Source organism: Rhodococcus shunpengi (assembly GCF_048381395.1).
In the GTDB taxonomy this organism is placed as follows: Bacteria; Actinomycetota; Actinomycetes; order Mycobacteriales; family Mycobacteriaceae; genus Rhodococcus.
In genome coordinates, this window is the sequence record NZ_JBLWIU010000012.1 from 57,401 (window position 1) to 81,526 (window position 24,126).

Annotated in this window: 15 protein-coding genes; 1 reads left to right on the forward strand and 14 read right to left on the reverse strand. The window is 68.7% G+C overall.

The window, feature by feature from the left end; all coding sequences use genetic code 11:
- Positions 1-52 precede the first annotated feature (52 nt).
- Positions 53-694: a TetR/AcrR family transcriptional regulator gene (locus tag ACNJ7K_RS05515; RefSeq protein ID WP_230789721.1), complete on the forward strand. Its 642-nt coding sequence runs from the start codon at positions 53-55 to the stop codon at positions 692-694.
- Between the two features lie 36 nt (positions 695-730).
- On the opposite strand, the gene ACNJ7K_RS05520 is transcribed toward ACNJ7K_RS05515, so the two are convergent.
- The 14 genes from ACNJ7K_RS05520 to ACNJ7K_RS05585 all read right to left on the reverse strand — a co-directional run bounded on the left by ACNJ7K_RS05520 (position 731) and on the right by ACNJ7K_RS05585 (position 24,124).
- The gene (locus ACNJ7K_RS05520) at positions 731-2,272 is read right to left on the reverse strand and encodes an acyl-CoA carboxylase subunit beta (RefSeq protein ID WP_120281080.1); all 1,542 of its coding nucleotides are present in this window, start codon (positions 2,270-2,272) and stop codon (positions 731-733) included.
- An 8-nt stretch (positions 2,273-2,280) separates the two neighbouring features.
- Positions 2,281-7,215 carry a polyketide synthase Pks13 gene (pks13, locus tag ACNJ7K_RS05525; RefSeq protein WP_487041558.1) on the reverse strand — a complete coding sequence of 1,645 codons (4,935 nt, stop codon included), beginning with the start codon at positions 7,213-7,215 and terminating at the stop codon, positions 2,281-2,283.
- A gap of 53 nt (positions 7,216-7,268) precedes the next feature.
- Positions 7,269-9,158, reverse strand: coding sequence for a long-chain-fatty-acid--AMP ligase FadD32 (fadD32, locus tag ACNJ7K_RS05530; RefSeq protein WP_060652455.1), 1,890 nt, complete (start codon positions 9,156-9,158; stop codon positions 7,269-7,271).
- Positions 9,159-9,842: 684 nt separating this feature from the next.
- Positions 9,843-10,802, reverse strand: coding sequence for a cutinase family protein (locus tag ACNJ7K_RS05535; protein ID WP_006553445.1), 960 nt, complete (start codon positions 10,800-10,802; stop codon positions 9,843-9,845).
- Positions 10,803-10,822: 20 nt separating this feature from the next.
- Entirely contained in the window at positions 10,823-11,395 is a 573-nt protein-coding gene (locus ACNJ7K_RS05540) for a DUF732 domain-containing protein (RefSeq protein ID WP_120281078.1), read from the reverse strand.
- A 133-nt stretch (positions 11,396-11,528) separates the two neighbouring features.
- Positions 11,529-13,445: an alpha/beta hydrolase-fold protein gene (locus tag ACNJ7K_RS05545; protein WP_230789709.1), complete on the reverse strand. Its 1,917-nt coding sequence runs from the start codon at positions 13,443-13,445 to the stop codon at positions 11,529-11,531.
- A 258-nt stretch (positions 13,446-13,703) separates the two neighbouring features.
- Entirely contained in the window at positions 13,704-14,714 is a 1,011-nt protein-coding gene (locus tag ACNJ7K_RS05550) for an alpha/beta hydrolase (RefSeq protein ID WP_120281076.1), read from the reverse strand.
- 267 nt (positions 14,715-14,981) lie between these two features.
- Complete coding sequence (locus tag ACNJ7K_RS05555) at positions 14,982-16,928, reverse strand: arabinofuranosyltransferase AftB family protein (RefSeq protein WP_487041326.1); 1,947 nt, start codon at positions 16,926-16,928, stop codon at positions 14,982-14,984.
- A gap of 4 nt (positions 16,929-16,932) precedes the next feature.
- Positions 16,933-17,838: a decaprenyl-phosphate phosphoribosyltransferase gene (locus ACNJ7K_RS05560; RefSeq protein WP_060652272.1), complete on the reverse strand. Its 906-nt coding sequence runs from the start codon at positions 17,836-17,838 to the stop codon at positions 16,933-16,935.
- Entirely contained in the window at positions 17,835-18,383 is a 549-nt protein-coding gene (locus ACNJ7K_RS05565) for a phosphatase PAP2 family protein (RefSeq protein WP_487041559.1), read from the reverse strand. The genes ACNJ7K_RS05560 and ACNJ7K_RS05565 overlap by 4 nt, the downstream gene beginning before the upstream one ends.
- A 46-nt stretch (positions 18,384-18,429) precedes the next feature.
- Positions 18,430-20,328, reverse strand: coding sequence for a glycosyltransferase (locus ACNJ7K_RS05570; protein ID WP_487041560.1), 1,899 nt, complete (start codon positions 20,326-20,328; stop codon positions 18,430-18,432).
- Positions 20,329-20,378: 50 nt separating this feature from the next.
- Positions 20,379-21,599, reverse strand: coding sequence for a UDP-galactopyranose mutase (glf, locus tag ACNJ7K_RS05575; RefSeq protein WP_120281074.1), 1,221 nt, complete (start codon positions 21,597-21,599; stop codon positions 20,379-20,381).
- A 72-nt stretch (positions 21,600-21,671) separates the two neighbouring features.
- Positions 21,672-22,424: a MerR family transcriptional regulator gene (locus ACNJ7K_RS05580; RefSeq protein ID WP_487041327.1), complete on the reverse strand. Its 753-nt coding sequence runs from the start codon at positions 22,422-22,424 to the stop codon at positions 21,672-21,674.
- Between the two features lie 140 nt (positions 22,425-22,564).
- Complete coding sequence (locus ACNJ7K_RS05585) at positions 22,565-24,124, reverse strand: SpoIID/LytB domain-containing protein (RefSeq protein WP_487041328.1); 1,560 nt, start codon at positions 24,122-24,124, stop codon at positions 22,565-22,567.
- Positions 24,125-24,126: the final 2 nt, after the last annotated feature.

The window sequence follows — 24,126 nt, forward strand, 5'->3', positions numbered from 1 at the left end:
CGTCCGGGTCGGAGCATCCCAGAATCGGGTTTCGGTTATCTAGAATGAGCGGGTGACCACCGAGAATTCAGCCGGGTCGACCCTGTCCCCCCGCGCCTCCGAGGCCGTGAAGCGAAGCCTGACGCCCCGACAGGAGGCCGCGAGCCGCGACGTCGACACCCTGATCCGGTGCGGACGCGAACTGCTCACCCGGGGCGAACCCGCGCGCGTCGCCGACATCGTCGCCGCCGCGGGACTCTCCAATGACGCCTTCTACCGCTATTTCAAGAGCAAGGGCGATTTCGTCGACGCCGTCGTCGAGGAGGGCGGACACCGCCTCGTCCGGTATCTGCGTCACAAGATCGACAAGGCCGCCGACCCCGAGGCCGCCCTGCGCGCCGGCATCGCGGCCGTCCTGAACCAGGCCGTCGATCCCGAGATCGCCGCCGCCACCCGCAACGTCGTGTCCTCCGCCGGCGGCCGATCGCATGCACCGAAGGTGCGCGAAGATCTGGAGAAGGCGGTCGCGGAGGTACTTGCCGGACCCATCGCCGATCTGGGATCGGCCGACCCGCAACGGGATTCGCTCACCACGTCGATCCTGCTGCTCGCGGTGATGGAACATCTGTTGTGGCGGGACGCCTCCACCTTCGACGCCGACGCAGAGGTCGAGCAGATCGTCGGATACGCGCGACGGGGCCTGCGCACGTCCTAGTGCACAGACCCCGTCGGCGCGGGTTCTCCGGCTGTTCTACAGCGGCAGCAGGTGATGCTTCCGCGGGTTCTTGAACACTTCCTTGTCGCGAAGGAGGGTGAGCGCCTTGCGGATCTCGAGGCGGGTCGTCGACGGCTCGATCACCGCGTCGACGTATCCGCGCTCGGCCGCGATGTACGGCGTCGCCACGTGCTCGTTGTAGAAATTGATGAGCTGCTGGCGCACCGCCGGGGCGTTCTCGCCTGCGGCCTCGATCTGCCGGCGGCCGATCACCGCGACAGCCGATTCGGCACCCATCACGGCGATACGCGCGGTGGGCCACGCGAAGTTGATGTCGGCGCCGAGCTGCTTCGAACCCATCACGGCGTAGCCGCCGCCGTAGGCCTTGCGGACCACGACGGTCACCTTCGGGACCGACGCCTCGACGTACGAGAACAGGAAGCGGCCGCCACGCTTGATGACGCCGATCTTCTCCTGCTCCACACCGGGCAGGAAGCCGGGGGTGTCGACGACGAACACGAGCGGGATGTCGTAGGCGTCGCAGACACGCACGAAGTGCGCTGCCTTGTCGGCGGCGGCCGCGTCGAGCGCACCCGACAGGTACAGCGGCTGGTTCGCCACGACACCCACGGCATGACCGTCGACGCGCGCGTAGCCGGTGATGATGTTCGGCGCGGTCTGCGAGCGGACTTCGAGGAACTCGCCGTCGTCGAAGATCTTCAGCAGGATGTCGTGCATGTCGTAGCCGGAGTTGTCGGCGTCGGGCATGAACGTGTCGAGTTCGAGATCGTCGGGCGTGATCTCCGGTTCGAGACCGGGATTGATGATCGGAGGCTTCTCCTGCGCGTTGGACGGCATGTAGCTCAGGTACTGCCGCACCCACTCGAAAGCGGCCTTCTCGTCGGGCGCGACGTGGTGCACGTTGCCGTACTCGGCCTGCTGACGGGCACCGCCGAGCTCCTCGAGGCTCACGTTCTCGCCGGTGACCGCCTTGATGACGTCCGGGCCGGTGACGAACATGTGCGAACCCTCGGTGGCGACCACGACGTCGGTGTTGATCGGCGCGTAGACCGCACCACCGGCGCAGTTGCCGACGATCACCGAGATCTGCGGGCACAGGCCCGACAGCGGCTCGTGACGCTTGCCGATCTCGCCGTACCAGGCAAGCGAGGTGACGGCGTCCTGCACGCGGGCACCACCGGAGTCGTTGATACCGACGACGGGGCAACCGATCTTGAGGGCGAAGTCGAGGACCGCGGCGACCTTGCGGCCGAACATCTCACCGACGCTGCCGCCGAAGACGGTCTGGTCGTGGGAGAACACCGCGACCGGGCGGCCGTCGACCGTGCCGTGCCCGACGACGACGGCGTCGCCGTACATCGCATCGTCGCGGCCGGGCGTCTTCATCAGCGCGCCGATCTCGACGAAGCTGCCCCTGTCGAGCAGCATGTCGATGCGCTCGCGAGCGCTCGGGATGCCCTTCTTCGCGCGCTTGGCGATCGCGAGTTCGCCGGCAGGCTCCTTCGCGATCTCCAGCTTCTCGCGCAGCTCGGCCAGCTTCTGTGCCGTGGTGCTCACTTCTTCGTTCAGCTCCTCGAGGCCTCGATGTCGGCCAGCTTGCGGGTCAGGTCTTCCCCCACCTTCGAGATGTACGGCTCGTCGACGATCTGCAGGTGATCGCCGCCGACGTGCACGACCTCGAGATCCGCGACGACCTCGCCCCACCCACCGTCGGGCTGCCGGGTCCCGAAGGCCGGCTCGAGATCGATCGCGTCGTCGTGATACTTGTCGGCCATGTACAGCACGACCTTGCCGTCGTAGGGCAGCAGCTCCGCGGTCTGGATGGCGCGGTTGTCGAGCCACGACGTGCGCTGGTGCTCGATGATGCCACCGGGGATCTGCGCCCCGCTCAGCTCGAGCAGGCCCATCAGGATGCCGATCTGCTCCTCGTCGCTGCCGGCCTCGGCCAGCAGGTCGTAGGGCAGCGGCGCGTCGATCCCGTAGGTCTTCTTCGCGAACGCCGAGTAACGCTGCCAGCGCTTACGGATCTCGTCGGGTGTGTCCTCGACCTTCTCACCGGCCATGACGGTGTCGATGAGACCGACGAGACGCACGTCCTTGCCCTCCTCGCGGAGCAGACGGGCCACCGCGTAGGCCAGGACACCGCCGAGCGACCAGCCGCACAGCACGTACGGGCCGTCGCCCTGGATCTCCTTGATGAGCGGCAGGTACGCCTGTGCGCGAGTGTCGATCGGGCCCTCGGTGCGCTCGAAACCGAACACCGGGGTATGCGCGGGCAGGCGGCGCAGCAGCGGCTCGTACGCGACCGTCGAACCACCCGCGGGGTGGAAGACGAAGACCGGCACGGTGTCCGATCCCTCGGCGCGGGGCCGCAGCGTGCGCACGAGTCCGTCGATGCGATCGGCGGATTCGAGATGCTGACGGACGGTCTCGGCGAGCTGCTCGATGGTCGGGGCGGCGAGCACATCGTCGACGGTGATCTCGCCCTCGGCCCGCTCGGTCAGCCGTGCCGCGAGCTTCTCGGCGACATCACGCTCGAGCTTCGGCAGCGGGTTGAAGATGCCCTTGGCCGACTTGCCCGTCACCACCGCCCACGAGGCGAAGGTCAACCGTTCCGCGGCGTCGCGCGGCGGCACGTCGACCCCGCTCGACTCCTGCTCCGGCTCGGGTGTCTCGGCCGCGGTCTGCGCTTCGGCGTCGGCGAGGATCTGCTCGGCCTCACCCACCGCGGTGGTGTCCTCGAGCTGGGGAAGCTCGACCTGCTCCGTTGCCTGTGGGAGCTCGTCTCCGTTCGCAGCGGCGGCGCGCTCGGCTGCCTTCTCGGCGGCCTGCTGCTCGGCGAGCTGCGCAACCTCCTCGCGGTTCTCCACGGCGTACCGCAGGTACTTCGCGACGTCGCGCAGGCTCGCGTCCTTGACCGCCGACAGCTGCAGCTGCGGGATGTCGAACTCGTACTCGACGCGGTTCTTGATGCGGACCGCCATGAGCGAGTCGAGGCCCAGCTCGATGAGCGGGATCTCGGCCGGTAGATCCTCGGGCGCGTAGCCCATGGACTCGGCGACGATCAGCGTCAGGCGGTCGTCGAGGCTCTGCGATCCGCTCGGATCCCACTTGTCGCCGAACGACTCGACGACCTCGGGCATCTCCTCGGCCTGCACGGCCGGCTTCGCGGCCACCGCGACGGGCGCGGGCAGCGGCTCACCGGAGGTGACGACACCCTCGTGGACGAGCGTGAAACCGTCGCCGGCGTTCGCGTGCACCTGCAGCGACGCGCCACCCGGGTGCCGGGTGAGCGTCGTGGTGAGGGTGCCGGTCGCGGGGACGCCGGTGTGCGGGATGGACGCGGTGAGCGTGACATCCGACAGCACCTGCGAGGCCGCCGCGACGACCAGCTCGGCGGCGTCGGTGACGGCGGAGGCCTGCACCTCCCAGACGTAGCGGCCGTCCGGGAGTGCGACGCGGGCGCCGGGCGCGCGGCCGTTGCCGGAGGTGCCGATGTTGGCTTCGACCCAGTACGGCTTGCGGATGAAGGCGGTGCGCGGCAGGTCGACGTAGCCGCCTTCCGGCAGCAGGGTCTTCAGGTCGACCGACTGCCCGTGCACGTACAGCTGCGCGAGGGCGGTCAGCACCCCGAGGGACTCGTCCTCCTTGCGCTTGAGCGTCTGGATGAACTGGCCGTCCTGCACACCGGCGTCGAAGGCCGTCGCCGCGACCGACATGAGCGTCGCGGGGTTGGCGTTGAGCTCGACGAAAGTGGTGTGCCCGTCGGACAGGGCCTGCCGGATCGCCTGCGTGAAGTACACGCTGTGGCGCATGCCCTTGGTCCAGTACTCGACGTCGTGGATGCCGTCGTGACCTGCGCGGTAGAGCGTCTCCTGGTCGACCGACGAGTACAGGTCGACCTTCAGGCGGTGCGGTTCGATGCCGGCGAGCTCGGCCGCGAGCTCACCGAGGATCGGATCGACCTGCGAGGTGTGGCTCGCACCCTTGGTCTGCAGGACCCGGGCGAACTTCTCCTCGGCCTCGGCACGCGCGACGATCGCGTTGACCTGTTCCTGCGGGCCACCGATGACGGTGTGCGTCGGCGCCGCGTAGACGCAGACCTCGAGCTGCGGGAAGTCGGGCAGCACGTCGGTGATCTCGGCGGCGCTGTACTCGACGAGCGCCATGAGGCGGATGTCGTCGCCGGTCAGACCGGATTCGGCCTCACCCATCAGACGCGAGCGCGAGCAGATGACGCGCACGGCGTCCTCGAGCGAGAGTCCGCCCGAGATGTAGGCACCGGCGGCCTCACCCATCGAGTGGCCGACGACCGCGGCGGGCTCGGCACCGTGGTGGCGCAGCAGCGCGGCGAGACCGATCTGGATCGTGAAGATGCCGACCTGCGCGGTCTCGACGTCGTAGTCCTGCGCGTCGTCGAGGAACTTCTCCTTCATGGAGTAGCCCGACTCGTCGTAGATCAGCTCGTCGACCTCGTCGACGGCCGCCGCGAAGACCGGGTTCTCTAGGTACAGCTGCTTGGCCATCTTGCGGTGCTGGGCACCGAAGCCGGACAGCACCCACACCGCGCCCTTGGAGGCGGGAGCGTCGGCGGTGAACACGCCCTGCGCGGGCTTGCCGGCGGCGACGGCACGCAGACCGGCGATCGCCTCACCGTGGTTGCTCGCCACGACGATCGCGCGGGACCGGCCGTGGTTGCGACGAGCGAGCGTGCGGGCGACGTCGGCGAGCGGCGTCGTGCTGCCCTTCTCGGTCTCGAGCCAGTCGGCGAGATCGGCGGCGGCACGGCGGCGACGCGACGGCATCGCAGCGGAGACGGCGAGCAGGACGGGCAGCTCACGGGCCTGCTCGGTGGTCTCCGCGGCGGCGGGGATCTCCTCCGGCAGGACCTCGACCTCGGCCTCGGACGCTTCGAGCCCCTCGGGACCGGTGTACTCGCGCACGACGACGTGCGCGTTCGTGCCACCGAAACCGAATCCGGACACACCGGCGACGGCGCGACCGGTGTAGCGCGGCCACTTCGCACCCTCGGGGATGACCTTCAGGTGCGCGCTGTCGAACGGGATGTACGGGTTCGGCGCGGTGTAGTTGAGCGTCGGGGGCAGCTGATCGTTCTGCATCGCGAGAACGACCTTGATGAGACCGGCCGCACCGGCGGCGGACTCGAGGTGACCGAAGTTGGTCTTGGCCGAACCGAGCAGGACCGGCTTGTCGTCCTCACGCCCCCGACCGACGACACGGCCGAGCGCGTCGGCCTCGATCGGGTCGCCGAGCACCGTGCCGGTGCCGTGCGCCTCGATGTAGTCGACACCGGACGGCAGGATCTGCGCGTCGCGGTAGGCGCGGCGCAGCACGTCGACCTGCGCTTCGGGGTTGGGAGCGGCCAGACCGTTGGAGCGGCCGTCCTGGTTGACGGCCGAACCGGCGATCACCGCGAGGATGTCGTCGCCGTCGCGCTCGGCGTCCTCGAGACGCTTGAGCACGACCAGACCGCCACCCTCGGCGCGGATCATGCCGTCGGCGTCGGCGGAGAACGCCTTGATGCGGCCGTCGGGTGCCATGACGCCGAGTTCGTCGAAGCCGAGGGTGCCGGCCGGGGCGAGCAGCATGTTGACGCCACCGGCGAGGGCGACGTCGGCTTCGCCGTTGCGCAGTGCGCGCACGGCCTGGTGCACGGCGACCAGCGACGACGAGCACGCCGTGTCGAGCGTGACGGACGGGCCGTGGAAGTCGTAGAAGTACGACACGCGGTTGGCGATGACCGCGGTGGAGGTGCCGGTGAGCGCGTAGGGATGCGCTGCGGACGGATCACCGACCGCGAGGAGCATGTAGTCGCTGGCCGAGCTGCCGATGAACACACCGACCGAGCCGCCCTTGAGGTCGCTCGGCGGGATGTGCGCATGCTCGAGTGCTTCCCAGGTCAGCTCCAGCGCGAGGCGCTGCTGCGGGTCGACCATCTCGACCTCGCGCGGCGACATCGCGAAGAACTCGGCGTCGAAGCCCTTCACGTCGTCGAGGTAGCCGCCCCTGGTGTTGGCGTTGCGGATCGACTCCCACACGGCGGGGTCGTTCTCGAACTCCGACCAGCGGCCCTCGGGCAGATCGGAGATGCCGTCGCGTCCGGACGCGAGCAGCTCCCACATCTGTTCGGGGGTGTCGACGTGGCCCGGCAAACGGGTGGACAGACCGACGATGGCGACGTCCTTCGAACCCGCCGCGGCACCGACCGTGTACAGGGCGGAGTCGTCCTCGGCGGGTGCCTCGGGCTCACCTTCGATGATGCGCGTCGCGAGCGACGCGATCGTCGGGTGCTGGTAGGCGATCGTCGCGTTGAGGGTGACACCGAGGAGTTCCTCGATCTCGCCCGCCATGGCGACGGCGTCCCGGGAGGACAGTCCGAACTCCTCCATCGGACGATCGTCCGAGATCTGGGAGACCGGCTGTCCGGTCGCGTCGGCGATCCAGTTGCGCAGCCATTCGCGCAGCTGCGCAACCGTCATTTCAGTGTCAGACATCAACCCACCACGCTACCCGGGAAAGAGGACATTCGTTCTTACACGCTGTCCGGGAAGGCCTGCTGCTGGTAACCGCCGCGCAGCGTTCCCTCGACATATGCGGTCTTGCACGCCCGACGCGCGATCTTTCCGCTGGACGTACGGGGGATGGAACCGGCCGGCACGAGCAGCACGTCGCGGGCGGTGACACCGTGCCGGGACGAGATCGCGGCACGCACCGCGTCGGCGATCGGCTGCGGATCGGCCTTGCCGGCGCCGGGAGCGCGCTCGGCGACGATCACGAGCTGCTCCGACGAATCGTCGGCATCGAACTGCAGGCCGGAGGCGTCGTTGTCGAACACCTCGCGCGGCAGTTGGTTGGCCGGCACCGCGAAGGCCGCGACGAAGCCGGGGCGCAGCGCGGAGCTGGCCTCCTGCGCCGAGAACTCGAGGTCCTGCGGGTAGTGGTTGCGGCCGTCGACGATCACGAGGTCCTTGACGCGACCGGTGATGTAGAGCTCACCGTCGATGTAGACGCCGTAGTCGCCGGTGCGCAGCCACTTGCTGTCGTCCGGGGTGCCCTCGGCGTGGCTGCCCTCGGCCAGGCGCTTGGTGATGCGGTTGTGGAAGGTGTTGTCGGTCTCTTCCTTGCGACCCCAGTAGCCGATGCCCATGTTCTCGCCGTGCAGCCAGATCTCGCCGACCTGCTCGTCGGGCATCTCGGTGCCGGTCTCGGCGTCGACGATCGCGGCCCACTGGCTGCGCGCGACGTAACCGCAGGAGACCTGCGGGATGGCGTTCTCGGCGTCGGGCTCGACGCGCACGACCCGGCCCGCGTTGAGTGCGGTGCGGTCGACGTAGATGACCTTCGCCTCGTCGCTGTGACGGGTGGAGGAGACGAACAGGGTGGCCTCGGCCATGCCGTAGGACGGCTTGATCGCCGTGCGGGGCAGACCGTAGGGGCCGAAGGCCTCGTTGAACTTGCGCATCGACGACGTGGTGACCGGCTCGCTGCCGTTGATCAGGCCGATGACATTGCTCAGGTCGAGTTCTTCGCCGGGCTTGGGGACCGCGCGTGCCGCAGCATGCTCGAACGCGAAGTTCGGGGCGGCGGCGAAGGTGCCGGCACCGTCGGAGACGGCGGCGAGCTCGCGGATCCAGCGGCTCGGCCGGGCCACGAAGGCGCGCGGGCTCATGATGGTGATGTACTTGCCGCCGACCGCGGGCAGGATCACCGTGAGCAGGCCCATGTCGTGGAACAGCGGCAGCCAGGTCACGCCGCGCGACGACTCGTTGAGCTCGATCGAGTCGGCCATCTGGATGACGTTGGTGAGCACCGAGCGGTGGGTGATCTCGACGCCGGCGGGAACGCGGGTCGAGCCGGAGGTGTACTGCAGGTACGCGATGTCGTCGGTGCCGATGGGCGGCCGGTTCCAGGACTCGGCGACCGAGTCGGGGATGGCGTCGACGGCGATCACGCGGGGACGCTGCGCAGCGGGGAGCGGGCGGAAGAACTGCCGCACGCCGGCCGCGGACGAGGTGGCGGTGAGAATCGCGCTGGGGGTGCAGTCGCCGAGAACGGCGTGCAGACGATCGGTGTGGCCGGGCTCGTCGGGATCGAACAGTGGCACGGCGATGGTACCGGCGTAGATCGCGGCGAAGAAGGACACGACGTAGTCGAGGCCCTGCGGAGCGAGGATCGCGACACGGTCGCCGGGAGCGGTGACCTGCTGCAGGCGCGCGGCGATGGCCTTGATGCGCACACCGAACTGATCCCAGGTCAGCTCGTGCACCTCGCCGTCGCGTTCCCGCGAGTAGTCGATGTACCGGTAGGCGAGGTCGTCACCGTTTGAAGCGAAGTTCCCCTCGAGGTGATCGAGCAGGGTCTGCCCTTCCGGCAGCCTGATCCGCCCGTTCTCATCGATGAACTCTTCGAACCCGACGCTCAATTCCTTCTCCCTGTCGAAGCGATCCCACAACCACTCGACATGGTTGCGCCACTAACTTTTCCTCCGCGCCGGCGGATCGTCGTACCGATACCGCCCCCCACGGCTTCCGGCGGTCCGTTCCTCGAACGTGTCCATCGACCCCAGATCACGAATATGTTACAGATCGGCATCACGCGCACCCTCGCAAAGTGCGGTCGCCGGGAGGAACGCTTCCCCTCGCACACGGGAAACACAAAGATACGACATGGTCGTCTTCACACACACATTCCGCGCCCGTCGAAGGAGAAGAGCACACGATCCGATTGTGTGCGACGGTTTTTCGACGCCGGCACCCGCCGACGATGCAACCCGCCGTCCTCTGCAGCCCAGGATCGGCGCCCCGGTACGTACGCCCGACCGACGCGAGAGCTCGTGACAAGGATCATTCCCGGTCGCGGGCCGTCGCTACGCCCCCGGAGGGCGCCGGCCGTTCGCCGTGCCGTCGCTGGCACCATGAACCTCTTCTCCTGTGGCAGTCGTCGTGCGCCACGATCCCGGACGGCCGGGCACGCAGCCGAGGGATGAGTCTAAAGGCAGCCCGTCTTTCGAGTGTACCGGGTGGTGAGATCGGACACTACCGGCGAGTAATATATGGGAGGGTTCACTCGGACCCGAACCGCCCCTACGGGCAGCGGCGGCCGCACCTCATTCTTCTGCGGGTTCCGGTGCGGCATCGATCTTCTCCGCCGCCCAGTTCGCGATCCACTGCGTCGCGGTCGTGCCGTTCTCGTCCACGACGTAGGTGTTGTACATCGCGTGGATCGGGTTGTTGACGTACTCGAGCAGACGCGGAGCGGCCGACATCCAATTGGCGGGATTCAGCGCGTTCGGCGGCGCGTCGCAGATGCTGTCGGTGGGCGCGCAGATCTGGATCGTGCGGTCGTCGAGCTCCCCGAAGCCACCGGGCCGCGCGCCGGTCATCGTGATCCCCGGCAACCGGAGTCCGTCGAGCGACAGTTCGGCGCCCACTCCGGCGACGGGCGCACCGATGTCGGTGCCCGAGACCCCGTCGCGGCGACCGTCGGCGACGAGCGCGACACCGAGCACCCGGTCGGCGGGGACCGGGCCGTTGCCGGCACCGATCTGCGCGGCGACGTCGCCCACGATCACAGCGCCCTGCGAGAAGCCGGTGAGCACGTAGGTGGTCAGCGGGCACTCGGCCGAGCGTCGCGCGAGGATGTCGGTGGTGGCCGCGAATCCCTCGCTGCGGCTGTTGTTGTAGGACTGCTGGCCGTCCGGCGGGATCGCGATGGGGTTCGAGAACTGCGCGACGTACGGCACCGTGTAGACGTCGGCGCGCTGGGCGTCGAAACGCTCCTGCAGCGGCCTCGTCACGTTGAGCATGAGCGAGTACGGGTTCGCGGCCGGGGCGTACGGATCGTCGCCCACCGCGGACTCCCAGGTGCCCGGCACCGCGACGACCTGCACGTCGGGGCACGAGGCCGGCTGCGACTGCGGCTCCTCCGGCCCCGGCGGGGTGGGAATCGGTGACGGGATGTCCAGCCGCCCCGCGAGCATGTACCAGAGCACCAGCACGATCGCCAGGACGAGCAGCGCCCCCACGACCACGATCCTGCGTCCGCGACGCTGCTTCGTCCTGACCATTCGTGCTGTCCCCGCGTTCCCTAGTTGCAGTACGTCTCGCCGGCGACGGCGATGTACGTGTCGGCCGTCGAGGAGGCCTGCTCCTCCGACAATTCGACACCACCGGCTGCAGCATCACTACCCACGAGCGCGGTCACGAACACCTTGATCTCCTCCGGCGACCCGCCCTGCGCCTGGGCGCTGCAGATGTAGTCGGCGATGTTCACCGCGCCGGTCTCGTCGCTGGGCTCGACACCCTCGGCGCGGAGGCCGTCGAGGAAGGCCTGTGCGCCGGGCGTGGGAGCGGGTGCCGCGCCCGTGCCGGCTCCCGTGTCCTCTCCGGCATCGTCGTCTCCGGCAGCGGGCGAGGACGGAGCCGGGGACGCCTCGCTCGTCTCGGTCTCGCCCGTGGTCTCGGCCCCGGCGGCGCCGGGGGACGTCTCGGCCGCGGAGGTCGATGTCGACGTCGAGGTCTCCGTGGCGGCAGACGTGGTCGGCGTGTTCGTCGCGGTGGAGTCGTCGCTTCCGCATGCGGAGAGAACGGCCGTGGCGGTCAGTGCCGCGGCGAGGGCGCCGAGGACTCGGGTCGAGCGCGAGCGGGTCCGTGAAGGCATGTGGTGGGGTCCTCACATCCGGGATGTCGGTCGAACTTGGTCAGATGCGCCCCAGGCTACAGAGCGGCCCGTGCGGCCGGTAGGAGCGTCCTGCCTCCCCCGGTTCACACGGGCCGACCCTGCTGTGGTTCGGTTACGGCTGCAGCTTCACCTCGTCGCCGTCGAGCGTGATGAAGCCGTTCTGGAAGTTCTGCTGGACACCCTTGCCGTCGGCGGCCGGGAACTCGTCGCTGATCGGCAGACCCAGACGTCCTTCGGCACCCTTCTCGGCGAGCCATGCCTCGAGGATCTTGCCGCGGACCGGCCAGGCGCCGGTGAGCGGGCTCCAGTAGATGTGGCCGTGCTGGAATTCGTTGAAGCGACCGTCGCGCCCGGCGGGCTGCTCACTGGTCGTCGGGTAGCCCAGGACACCCGTCTCGTAGCCGAGCTGGGAGTACTTGTCGAGGATCATGCCCTGTACCCCGTGGGCACCGGTGTCCTCGCTCCAGTACATGGCGCCGATTTCGAAGCCCTGGACCGCGCCGCGACCGTCGGGGGTCGCCGCCTCGTCGAGGATCGGGTAGCCGAGGGGGCCGCCCTCCCAGCCCTGGTTCTTCCATTCCTCGAAGATCTTGCCGCGGACCGCGTGGGCGCCGTGCTCGGGCGTCCAGTAGATCGCGCCGTTCCGGAAGTGGTTGAACCGTCCGCGTCCGTCGGGAGCTACGCGTTCCTCGGTGGTCGGATAGCCGAGCTGCCCGGCCGGACCGCCGACACCCTGGTAGGCGCCGCCGATCGCACCCGCGACCGGCACCGTCGTGCCGTCGGACGAGAAGACACGGCCGAAGCGGAAGTCCTGCACCTTGCCGCCTGCGACGTCGTATTCGGAGGTGAGGCAGTCACCGAGCCAGGCGTTCGCGTTCGCGACGTCACCGAAGGCACCGGTCGGATTGCACTCGGGCTTGTCGACACCGACCCCGAGGGTGTTGGCGAGCTGCGGCCACAACTGGTGCAGTTCGAACTCCCAGTACTTCCACGTGTGGGTGCCCGACGGCCGGTACACGATCTGCGCGGGGATGCCCTGCTTCTTGAGCTTCGTCGCGAACGCCTGCGAAGTGAGGCGCGAGAGGATCTCGAGGCCCATGCCGGCGTAGTTGGTGCTGACACCGGGGATGCCCGACGGATCGTCGTACGGGCCGGTGGTGCCGCTGCCGCTCGAGACGTACAGGCTCACACCCTTGAGCTTGTCGGCGAGCAGGTACGGATCGTGCGACTCCCAGCCCTCGGAGCCGGGCGCACCCCACATCGCCTCGGAATCGAAACCGCCGGCGTCCTGCATCGCGTAGTGGATGGCCTCGGGCATGCCGAGGGTGGTCGTGGTGAGGATGCCGGACAGCGACGCCGCGAACTGCGCGAAGCCCGGATTGCGGGCGGGCAGGAACATCGCGGCGGTACCGCCCATCGACAGCCCGACGACGCCACGCTTGTCGGTGGTACGCCAGTCGCGCTCGAGGAGTGGGGGAAGTTCCTTCGTCAGGAAGGTCTCCCACTTGTAGTTCTGTCCGTTGTTCTGGTCGATCCAGTCGGAGTAGAAGCTCGACTGGCCACCCACCGGCAGCACGACGTTGACGTTCTTGTCGGCGAAGAAGGCTTCCGCGTCGGTCTCGAGCGTCCACCCGTTCTCGTCGTCGCGCGCGCGCATGCCGTCGAGCATGAACACCGACGGGAACTTCGCGTCGGGCTTGCTGTTCCAGTCGCGCGCGAGCAGCAGCTGCACCTGGATCGGCGTCCCCATCGACGGCGAGTCGATCCACAGGGCGACACGACGATCGGTGAGCCAGTCGACGGAGCGGACGGTGGCACCGGCGGTGCTCGTCGGGCCGGACTGGGCGATGAGCGGATCGGCTGTGGCCACCGAGACGGTGGTCAGACCTGCGGCGACGGGCGCGACGAGGGCTGCGGCGATCAGTGCGAGCGCACGGGATCTTCTGCTCCGCGCACCCGCAACGCGAGCCGCTCTCCTGCTCGGCCCCGTCCGTCGCTCACCGTGCTCGAGCTCAGTTCGCATCTGCATCGCTCACTTTCTGCGTTGCCGGATTTCCTGCCGAAGTGCGGCTTCGGGTGGACCGCGACGGCGGCAGTGGCAGGGCGCCCCGGCTGGGTGTGCCGACTCGGGATACCGGAGTCCCGGATGTTGTTTCTACACCGGCGGCACTCGGAATCGCGGGTGCCGCGCTGTGACAGGTGAGAAAATTGTTGCAGAAAGTTACGACGCCGCCCACTCACCGGAGGGTGAGCGGGCGGCGTCGTTGCCAGCAGTGCGTACCGGAGATCAGAACGCGTTCAGCGCCTCGAGGATCTGCGGGCGTGCCTTCCACAGCTGATCCTCCCAGTACTTCCATGCGTGCGTGCCGCGCGCCGGGAAGTCGAAGGTGGCCGGGATGCCGAGCGTGGCCAGCTTGATCTGGAACGCGCGGGTCTGGGCGAGGGACAGCGCCTCGAGCGCCATGCCGTTGGCGGTGTTGTAGTAGCCGACGAAGCCCTGCGGGTTGTCGTGCTCACCGGGCAGACCGCTGGCGGCCGAGATGTACAGCGACAGACCCTCGAGCTTCGGAGCGAAGACGAACGGGTCGTTGCGCAGCCAGGCCGGGCTCCACGGCGGGCCCCACATCGAGTCGACGTTGAAGCGGCCGGCGTCGAGCATCGCCACGCGGATGGCCTCACGCATGCCGGGAGCCGACAGGTTCAGGTAGCCGGACAGCGACGACGCGAACTTGAACTGGTCGCGGTGGTAGGCGGCCAGGGTCAGGGCGGCGGAGCCACCCATCGACAGGCCGAGGATGCCGTTGTTGTTGCGCGAGACACCACGGGTGGCGAGGTAGTCGGGCAGCTGCTCCGTCAGGAACGTCTCCCACTTGTAGGTGACGTCCTGGCCGTTCAGGTTGGACGGCGCGTACCAGTCGGTGTAGAAGCTCGACTGTCCGCCGACCGGCATGATCAGGCTGACGTTGTCGTTCGCGAACTGCTGCAGGGCGTTCGTCTCGAACGTCCAGGCGTTCGCGTCGTCCCGAGCGCGAAGGCCGTCGAGCATGTAGAGCGCCGCGTCGCCACCGCGCGCGGCCCACTGGATCTGAACCTTGATCGGGCCCATGTCGGACTCGACGAAGACCTCTTCGAAGCCGCCTGCAGGCGCGCGGTGCGAGACCGGCGCTCCCTGCGCCGGCGCGGCGACGGCGGCGGTGGTTCCGACGAGGCCGGCAGCCACGGGGAGGACCAGAGCTGCGGCGGCGGTGCCGAGCAGTCGCCGTCGAAGGCCCTGCCTCAACCTCGGGACAAAACGCATGAACAATGCTCTCTTTCTCGTCTGCGGCGTCCGCGTTCGCGTCCCCCGGATTCCGGCGATGACGACCGCGGAAGGCCGCCCCAAGTCACACTGCGGTCAAAACTGTAAAGGACCGCGTGATCTCTGACAAACCCTGGTTTCAACAGCTCTTGGGCACCTCTTGACCTGTAGGTCAAGCACGCGCTGCCGGAAAGTTACCCATCCGTGATGCGCCGTGATCCTATCGAGACAGTCGAAGCGGGCCAAGTTGATCTCGGTGTCCGGCCGTCACCCCCGCGGCGGTGGCATAGGCAGGTCACAACGCTGGATCTCGTACTTCGGCACCCGTTCGATCCGGTACGAGGCGTAGTCGAACGCGTTGCGCAGGTTCCTCTTGAACAGTGCCCACGTGAGTTCGGCGCTCGAGGAGTCGATCATCTCCCGGGTCTCGGGACAGGTCAGCGCGGTCTTCGCCATCGCGACCCAGTCCTCGTCGAGATAGCCCGGCATCCACGGATGGACGTCGACCATGCCCGAATCGGCGACCACCCAGTCGGGGAACAGGATCTTGTCGTGGCCGATCCGGCCGTCCTCGAGACGCTCGGTGTGCGCGGCGAGCGGGTAGGCCAGGCCCATCTGGTCGACGACCCGCACGTCCAGACCCGTGTTCATGCTGGTCATGCCCAGGTTCAGGAAGAACACCGTGTGTCCGGCACCGCCCGGTGGGATGGGCTCGGGTGGCGGCACGACGTCCCACGCGTCGAAGGAGGGGGTCGGCAGCAGCAGCCCACCGTTCGGGGTGTTCGCGATGGCCTCGACCATGGCCCGCATACGCGGGTAGTCGAGATAGTCCTCGGCCAGGATGGGATGCAGATGCCCGGTGTTGAGGGCGTAGAAGGCGCGCTCGTCGACGATGCCGGATCGGCCCACCACGGCGCCCTCGGTCATGCCGGTCGTGTTGGCCGCGGCGGCCGTCCACACGACGGTGCCCAGCCACAGCACGGCCAGCGCACCCGCGACCTGCGTCGGCCGGTTGTTGCCGAGTTCCGCCCGGTCCGGGATCCGCAGCGGGACGACGGCGACGGGCAGGAGCAGACAGAACAGCGGCGGCAGGAGGACGCGGCCGTGCATGAAGTCGCCGCCCACACGCAGCGAGTACAGCGCGAGCAGCACACCGGAGCCGAGGAACAGCACGACGACGGCGGTCGGCGTGCGCAACAGCTTCTGAGCCCAGGTCAGCGTGGCGCGCACGTCGCGCGGATCGGGACGCGCCGCCGCCGCGGTGAGGCCCACGGCGTCACGGCTGGTGGCGAGGACGAGCGCGGCGAGGACCGCGAGGAACAGCAGCGGCAGCCACAGCAGGTACGGCGAGACGAGGTTGCCGAGATATTCGAGGCCCTGCGACCACTTGGCGCCACCGGCGTCCTTGGCGACCGCAGTGTTGGGATAGGGCAGTGCGTAATAGCCCATCCGCCAGATCTGGTAGCCGACCGGGATCACCCCGGCGACCGCGACCATCGCGACCCGGATGCGCAGGTCGAGGCCGGGCGCGAGGAACAGCATCGCGAGCGCGAGCACCGCGACCAGCGCGAGTTCGGGTCGCACGAGCGGGCCGAGTCCGGCGACGAACGCCGTGGCGAGGATCTGCCCGGTACCCGGGAGCGATCCGTCCCCTCCCGGCGTGGGGGTCGCCCACCGGGCCATGAGCAGCCACAGCAGGCCGAGCCAGCAGATCACCAGACAGGACTCGAGGCCCGAGGTGGCGAAGTCGCGGGCCGGGGGCACCGCGATGTAGACGAGGACACCGGCGGGCAGGAGCAGCACGGTGCCCGTGGTGGCGCGCAGTCGCCACCGGTACAGGCGTGCAGCGCCGAAGATGGCGAGGACGATCGCGCCCGTCGACAACACGAGCGCGATCGTGAGCACCACGTATTCGAGGCGGAGGCCGGTGAGCCATCCACCCGCGTAGACGATGTACGTCCACGCGGTGGAGGTGTTGGCCTCCACGCGCTCCCCCGCGTTGAAGACCGGCCCGTTGCCGGCGAGGAGGTTGCGCACGGTCCGCAGGACGATGAGACCGTCGTCGGCGATCCAGCGCCGCTCCCACGCTCCCCAGAACATCAGGAACGCGGAGATGACCACACCGGCGGCGAACACACCGCCGGCGAGGCGGTCACGCCGAACGGGCCGGACCGTACTGGACGGTCCGGCCTCGGTGTCGTGGACGCCGCGCACGACGTCAGAAGAGGTAGACAGCACCGCCGACCACCAGGATCCACACCACTGCGAGCAACTGCAGCACCCGGTCCTTCAGGGCGATCTCCTCGGGCTCGCCGGCTTCACCGCCGTCGACGTCGACCGCGTAGCGCAGGATGGCAACGACGAACGGGATCATCGAGATCGCGTACCAGTTGGAACCGGCCACGTTGTCCTGCTCGAACGCCCACAGGCCGTAGCAGAGCACGACTGCCGTCGCCGCGACCGTCCACACGAACCGCAGGTAGGTCTCGGTGTAGTACTCGAGCGACTTGCGGATCTTCGCGCCGGTGCGGGTCGCGAGGCGCAGCTCGGCGTAGCGCTTTCCGGCCGCCATGAACAGCGACCCGAACGCCATGATCAGCAGGAACCACTGCGACAGCGGGATCTCGGCGGCCACACCACCGGCGATGGCACGGATCAGGAAGCCCGACGAGACGATGCAGATGTCGAGCACGGCCTGGTGCTTGAGCCCGAAGCAGTACGCGAGCTGGATGCCGATGTACACCGCCATGACGACGGCGAGCTGCCAGTTCGCGATGAACGACAGCGCGATCGAGCCGACGAGCAGCACCGTCGCGAGGATGTACGCGAGTCGCACCGGGAGCACACCGGCCGCGATGGGCCGGAAACGCTTGGTGGGGTGTGCACGGTCGGCCTCGACGTCCATCGCGTCGTTGACGAGGTAGATGCCCGAGGCGGCCATGCAGAAGACGACGAAGGCGAGCGCGACGGGCAGCAGCACGTCGACCTGGGTGACCGAGCCGGCCGCCATCGGGGCCGCGAGCACCAGGACGTTCTTCACCCACTGTCGGGGACGGACCGCCTTGACGATCCCGGCGCCCAGGCTCTTGGGCGCCTCCTTGACGGGCGCCGGTTCCTCGCTCATCGATCTCCCCACTTCGTCTCTGCCCGCGCCACGACGGCCGCGGACGCCGCACCGAGTGCCGCACCCGCCAGCACATCCGTCGGATAGTGCACGCCCAGCACCAGGCGGGACAGCATCATGGGCGGCACGAGCACCGCGGGAAAGGGTAGCCCGGTGGTGCGGGCGAGCAGCACGGCCGCCGCAGTCGTGGACGTCACATGCGACGACGGGAAGCTCAGCCGGCTCGGCGTGGACACGTTGACCTGCACCGTCGGGTCCACCGGCCGCGGACGGCGCACGACCCGCTTGATCACGACGGACGCCGCGTGGGCACCGAACGCACCGACCGCCACACTCGCCCACTTGCGGCGACGGGGGCGGTCGACGAGGGCGCCGGCGGCGCCGATCGCGATCCAGCCGAGAGCGTGCTCACCGAAGTGCGACATGCCGCGGGCGATCTTCGTCGCGGCGGGCGCCGCACCTGCGGTCGCCTGGACGGTCTGCAGGATCCGGACCTCGGTGTCGGTACTTCTCCAATGACGTGCGGCCGCACCGTCTGCGGTCACACTGTCTGCGGTCACACCGTCTGCGGTCGTGGACGCAGCGCTGCTGTCAGTTGCCGATACCGAAGACACGCTCCCACTCCTCCTTGCTGGTCAGGGCGGGAACCGCGTCCCGGTACCGCTTCTTCATCTCGGGGAACCGGCGCGCGAGTTCGCGTCGCAACCGGAGCGCCTCCGTGAGCAGGGCCTGGGCCTGCGCACGATCGCGCTTACGGTAGACGACACCCCGACCGTCCGCCGTGGTGACCGTCACGCCGTCGACCTGCGAGAGCAGGAACCACCGCGCGTCGATGGTCGGCACGTTCAGCTGGGGCCGCTCGTGGTGCTCGCGGTTCTCGGGACGCAGATTGTGCAGCGCGCCCTTGGCCAGACGCTTGACCTTCGCGACCGCACCCTCGGGCAGTCCCACGGCGCCGACCTCGGCGCCGGATGCCATCGGCAGTTCGGTCGACGACGGCAGCACCACCGCGTCGGGGAAGTTCTTCCGCAGCGCGTGCACCTCGCCGAGGGCGCGCGGCAGCAGGTCGAACAGGTTCTCCGGGCCGGCGAGGAAGTCCTCGATGGCCTTGTTCTGGATCGCGACCGTCGAGTACTCGAGGCACACGAGGTGCTTGATCGTGGCCTTGATGGTGTCGAGCACCATCGCCTTGGGGTCGCCGTGCTGGTGCAGCGCGGCCACGACGAGCCGGTTGCGCAGGTGGAAGTACGCCTGCCAGTCGATGGCGTCGTCCTTGTCGCTCCACGCCATGTGCCAGATCGCGGCGCCCGGCATCGTCACCGTCGGGTAGCCGGCCTCGCGGGCCCGCAGGCCGTACTCGGCGTCGTCCCACTTGATGAACAGCGGCAGGGGTTGACCGATCTCCTCCGCGACGACGCGCGGGATCATGCACATCCACCAGCCGTTGAAGTCGACGTCGATGCGGCGGTGCAGTAGCTTCGAGTTCTCCCGGTCGCGCAGCGGCTTGGTGGAGAAGTCGTGGTCGTACTCGACGTTCGGGGCGGCACCCCACATGAAGTTCGCGCGGTGGATGACCTCACCCATGGTGTGCAGGTGGCTGCGTTCCTGCAGGTTGAGCATCTGCCCGCCGACGAGCATCGGGGTCCGCGCGAACCGCGACAGGGCGAGGGCGCGCAGGATCGAGTCGGGCTCGATCTCGATGTCGTCGTCCATGAACAGGATGTAGGGACTGGAGGTGGTCTTCAGCGCCTCGTACATGATGCGGCTGTAACCACCCGAGCCACCGAGGTTGCCTTGGTCGTGGATGACGAGGCGATCACCGAAGGGTTCGGCGGCCTCCGCGAAGTCGGCCTCGTCCTTCACCTTGCGGGTGCCCTGGTCCGGGATGATGACGGCGTCGACGACGTCCATCACCAACGGGTCGGACGCGAGCGCACGCAGCGCCTTCACGCAGTCGGCGGGACGGTTGAAGGTCGGGATGCCCACGGCGACCGAGCCGCGTCCGGGCGCCTCGACGGGTGCGTACCAGCCGGCGGCGTGCAGGGTGACGTCGCTGTCGGTGGTGACGTCGAACCACAGCCAGCCACCGTCCTCGAACGGACCGAGGTCGGTGTCGATCTCGACGATCACCCCGTCGCCGCGGAACTCACGGCCGGTGACGTGGATGCGGCTCGAGTCGGCCTTGCTGCGGTACAGGTCGACGCGGCCGTGGCCGGTGAGCTCGAGGCGCAGCACCACCGAGCCGAGCGTGCTCCAGCGACGCCAGTAGCTCGCCGGGAAGGCGTTGAAGTAGGTGCACAGCGACACCTCGGACTCCGCGCCGATCGCCAGCGTCGTCCGGCTCGTCGCGTGGGCGCGACGCGCGTTGGTGGGCGACTCCTCGAGGTAGAGGGTGCGCACGTCGAGCGGCTCGCCCGGTCGCGGCAGGATGATGCGCTGCAGCAGCGACCGCCCGAGCAGGTCGTCCTGCTCCGCAGCGGAAGCACTCACGGCCGCCTCGTGCTTGCCGGCGTTCGCGGCAGCGGCGTGCTTCGCGGCGCTCACGAGGCGTCCCCGGCGATGGGCGCTCCCGATTCGAAGTGCGGGGCCAGGACGTTGTCGAACATCGACAGTGCGCTGGCGATCGCCATGTGCATGTCGAGGTACTGGTAGGTGCCGAGACGGCCACCGAAGAGCACCTTGTTCTCGGCCGCTTCCTGCTTCGCGAGGGCGCGGTAGGCGCCCAGCTTCTCGCGGTCTTCCGAGGTGTTGATCGGGTAGTACGGCTCGTCGTCGTTCTCGGCGAACCGCGAGTACTCCCGCATGATGACCGTCTTGTCGGCCGGGTAGGTGTCGCGCTCGGGGTGGAAGTGCCGGAACTCGTGGATCCGGGTGTAGGGCACGTCGGCGTCGTTGTAGTTCATGACCGGGGTGCCCTGGAAGTCGCCCGTGGGCAGCACCTCGGTCTCGAAGTCGAGGGTGCGCCATCCGAGGCGCCCCTCGGAGTAGTCGAAGTAGCGGTCGAGCGGGCCGGTGTAGACGACAGGAGCGTCGGGGCTGGCCGCCCGGATCTCGTCGCGCACCGCGAACCAGTCGGTGTCGAGCCGGACCTCGATCCGCTCGTCCTTCGCCATGTTCTCGAGCCACGCCGTGTAACCGTCGACCGGCAGGCCCTCGTAGGTGTCGTTGAAGTAGCGGTTGTCGAAGGTGTAGCGGACGGGCAGCCGGGCGATGTTGCCGGCGGGCAGTTCCTTGGGATCGGTCTGCCACTGCTTGGCCGTGTAGTCGCGGACGAACGCCTCGTAGAGGGGGCGGCCGATCAGGGAGATGGCCTTCTCCTCGAGGTTCTTCGCCTCGGCGGTGTCGATCTCGGCGGCCTGCTCCTTGATGAGGGCGCGTGCCTCGTCGGGGCTGAAGTACCGGCCGAAGAACTGCGACACCAGTCCGAGACCCATCGGGAACTGGTAGGCCTGGCCCTTGTGCATCGCGAACACGCGGTGCTGGTAGCCGGTGAAATCGGTGAACTGGTTCACGTAGTCCCACACCCTCTTGTTGGAGGTGTGGAACAGGTGGGCACCGTACTTGTGGATCTCGATCCCGGTTTCCGGCTCGGGCTCGGAGTATGCGTTGCCACCGAGGTGGTGGCGACGCTCGATCACGAGCACTCGCTTGCCGAGCTGCGTGGCCGCGCGCTCGGCGATCGTCAGTCCGAAGAATCCGGAGCCGACGACGATCAGGTCGTACTCACCGGTGGAGGGCTGGGGCGCTGATGCAGCAGTCACGGGAGACCAGGGTATGCGACTCCGTCGCGGAGGTGCCCTCTCGGTCCGGGCGGGCCGAGAGGGCCGTCACACTCACACGTAGTAGGTGAGCGCGTCACGGACGAATTCGGCGCCCTCCCGTCCTCCGTAGTTCGCTGCGAAACGCTCGTCCTCGACGTACATGTCGGCGAGACCGAGGACGTACTCGCGCGGACTGCCCTCCGCAGTGCCGCATCCCGGGGTGCCCGGAACCGACGACAACCAGGCGACATGCCGCCGTGCGAGGTCCTGCGCCTCGGGTCCGGCCGGGTCGAGCCCGGCCCGGGCCGCCGCGATCCAGTCGTGGTTCAGTTGCTCGACCTGCCTCATCCAGTCGCGCCTGGCGGCGTCGTCCATACCCCGCCACCAACGGTCGCCCGAGTCGTAGGCGTCCTTGCCCCACCGTTCGATCACTTCGTCCCGGTACTGCGTGTGGTCGAACCCGTCGAACACTTCGTCTGCCACGAGTTCCTCCCCTCTCTCCGTCTTCGCCAAGGTGGTGCGCACCGCCGCGATACGACGGTCCAACTGCCGGCGCTCGTGTTCGAGCAGGTCGAGGTGGGTACGCAGTGCGTTCGCGGTGTCGTCGTGACCGCCGAGCACGTCGCGGATGGCGGGCAGGGCCAGCCCCAGATCGCGGAGCAGCAGGATGCGCTGGAGACGCACGAGTGCGTCCTGGTCGTAGAACCGCATGCCGTTGCTGCCGGTGCGACTCGGACGCAGCACCCCCACGTCGCCGTAGTGCCGCAGGGTGCGGCTGGTGACACCGGCGGCGCGTGCCAGTTGCTGGATCGACCATTCCCGCACGTGCCCACCTCTTTCTTTCCGGCTACGACCAGCGTGCATCTTGACGTTGCGTCAACGTCAACACTTGTCGTCGCGGTGCCGGAACGCCACCGGCCGGCCGCCCTGTTCGGGCGACCGGCCGGTCGAGGTGTGCCGTCGGGTTACTCGGCGCTACCCGTGCTGGGGAACCAGTCCTCGAGGAAGCTCGCATCGATCACCTGCGCACCGAGGTCCGGTGTCCACACGATCGCGCCGCCGGTGAAGATCCGGAACTTACCGATCTCGTCGGGCAGCATCAGCTCGGGGCCGATGGGCGAGCCGAGCACGCTGTCGACGCCGCCGAGGTCCAGATAGGCCTGCTCGATGGGTGAGGTGCCGGTGCCGCTGCCGAAGGGATCGGTGCCGGTCTCGGGGCCGGGTTCGGGCGCCGGAGTGATCTCCGGGGCGTCCTCGTCGATGCCTTCCTTGACGGTGAACCAGTCGGAACGCAGTCCCAGCTTGGTCCGTGCCTCGGCACCCGTCGTCTCGATGGTGCGGTCGGAGCCGACCACGCGGACCCGGGTCACGCGGCCACCCTCGGGTCCGAGATTGTTGCGGGAGAGCACCTCGAAGGCCTGGAGGTCGCCGACGCCGAACTTGCTGCCGATCTCGGCCGCGGTGAAGGTCTTGGCCCATTCGCGGTTCGGGGCGACCTTGTCGCCCTCGTCCTCGACGGGCGGGAAGGTGCCGCCGGCCGAGTAGCCACCGGTTGAGGCGGAGAACTCGCTGCGCACGACCTCGCCGTCCTTCATCAGGACGGTTCCGCGGGTGGTGCGCACACCGTCGTCCGTGCGCGGATCCTCGACGCCCGACCCGCCGTAGACCTGGCAGTCCGTGGTGTCGCAGGTCTGCCACTTCTCGTGACGCTTCTCGGCGAGGGCGTAGGACCGCGCGGCGATGGCCTGCGCCCGCAGTGCCTCGGCACCACCGGTGTCGGCCCAGGCGGGCAGCGCCTCGGCGGGGACCACGCTGCGCAGGTAGTCCTCGACGTGGAGGCGGTTGACGGTGCGCGGGGCGGTGCCGTCGAGCACCACACCGAGGGCACCGCGGTAGGTCTTGTCGTCCGAGCACATGGTGAGGTGCTCGTTCGCGGGACGGTCCTCGGCGAGGTCGATCGGGTCGACCCACGGCAGGTCGGTGGCGGCCTGCCACAGCACGTCGCCGCTGCAGCCCTCGGTGACGACGACGTTCGCACCGCCGTCCGGGGTGGGTGTCAGGTGCGCGGCCTCGCCGGGCGCGAGCTGCTTACCGGCGACGATCATGCCGGTGTCGGAGTAGACGTCGAGGGTGTGGTCGTCGCGCGCCATGAGACGGACCGCGATCATCGCGTCGTCGACCGTGCCGAGTTCGGTGCCGCCGTAGTAATGGCCGATGATCCGTTCGGCGGTCCATCCGTCCTGGGCGTAGCCGTAGGCACCCCACTGCCCCATGCCGCGACCGTGGCCGTGACCGAAGCCGCTGAACGTGAAGGGCGTGTCGGCCGAAACCGCTTGCACGACACCCGGTGCCGCCTGGTTGCTCTGGACGAGCGCGCCGACGCCGGCTCCGACGAGCAGCGCGGGAGCGACCCCGATCGCGGCAGCACGGGCGACGGAGGGACGCCATCCGTTGCGCAACGGCCTGCCGAGGATGATGCGCCGCCTCCGGATCTTGCCTCTGCGCCCGATGGACTGTCGTGACATGA

Coding starts and splice junctions, on each gene's coding strand:
- ACNJ7K_RS05550 (WP_120281076.1), bottom strand. CDS start 14,714: ATGCGTTTTGTCCCGAGGTTGAGGCAGGGCCTTCGACGGCGACTGCTC.
- ACNJ7K_RS05560 (WP_060652272.1), bottom strand. CDS start 17,838: ATGAGCGAGGAACCGGCGCCCGTCAAGGAGGCGCCCAAGAGCCTGGGC.
- ACNJ7K_RS05545 (WP_230789709.1), bottom strand. CDS start 13,445: ATGCAGATGCGAACTGAGCTCGAGCACGGTGAGCGACGGACGGGGCCG.
- ACNJ7K_RS05540 (WP_120281078.1), bottom strand. CDS start 11,395: ATGCCTTCACGGACCCGCTCGCGCTCGACCCGAGTCCTCGGCGCCCTC.
- ACNJ7K_RS05585 (WP_487041328.1), bottom strand. CDS start 24,124: ATGTCACGACAGTCCATCGGGCGCAGAGGCAAGATCCGGAGGCGGCGC.
- pks13 (WP_487041558.1), bottom strand. CDS start 7,215: ATGACGGTTGCGCAGCTGCGCGAATGGCTGCGCAACTGGATCGCCGAC.
- ACNJ7K_RS05535 (WP_006553445.1), bottom strand. CDS start 10,802: ATGGTCAGGACGAAGCAGCGTCGCGGACGCAGGATCGTGGTCGTGGGG.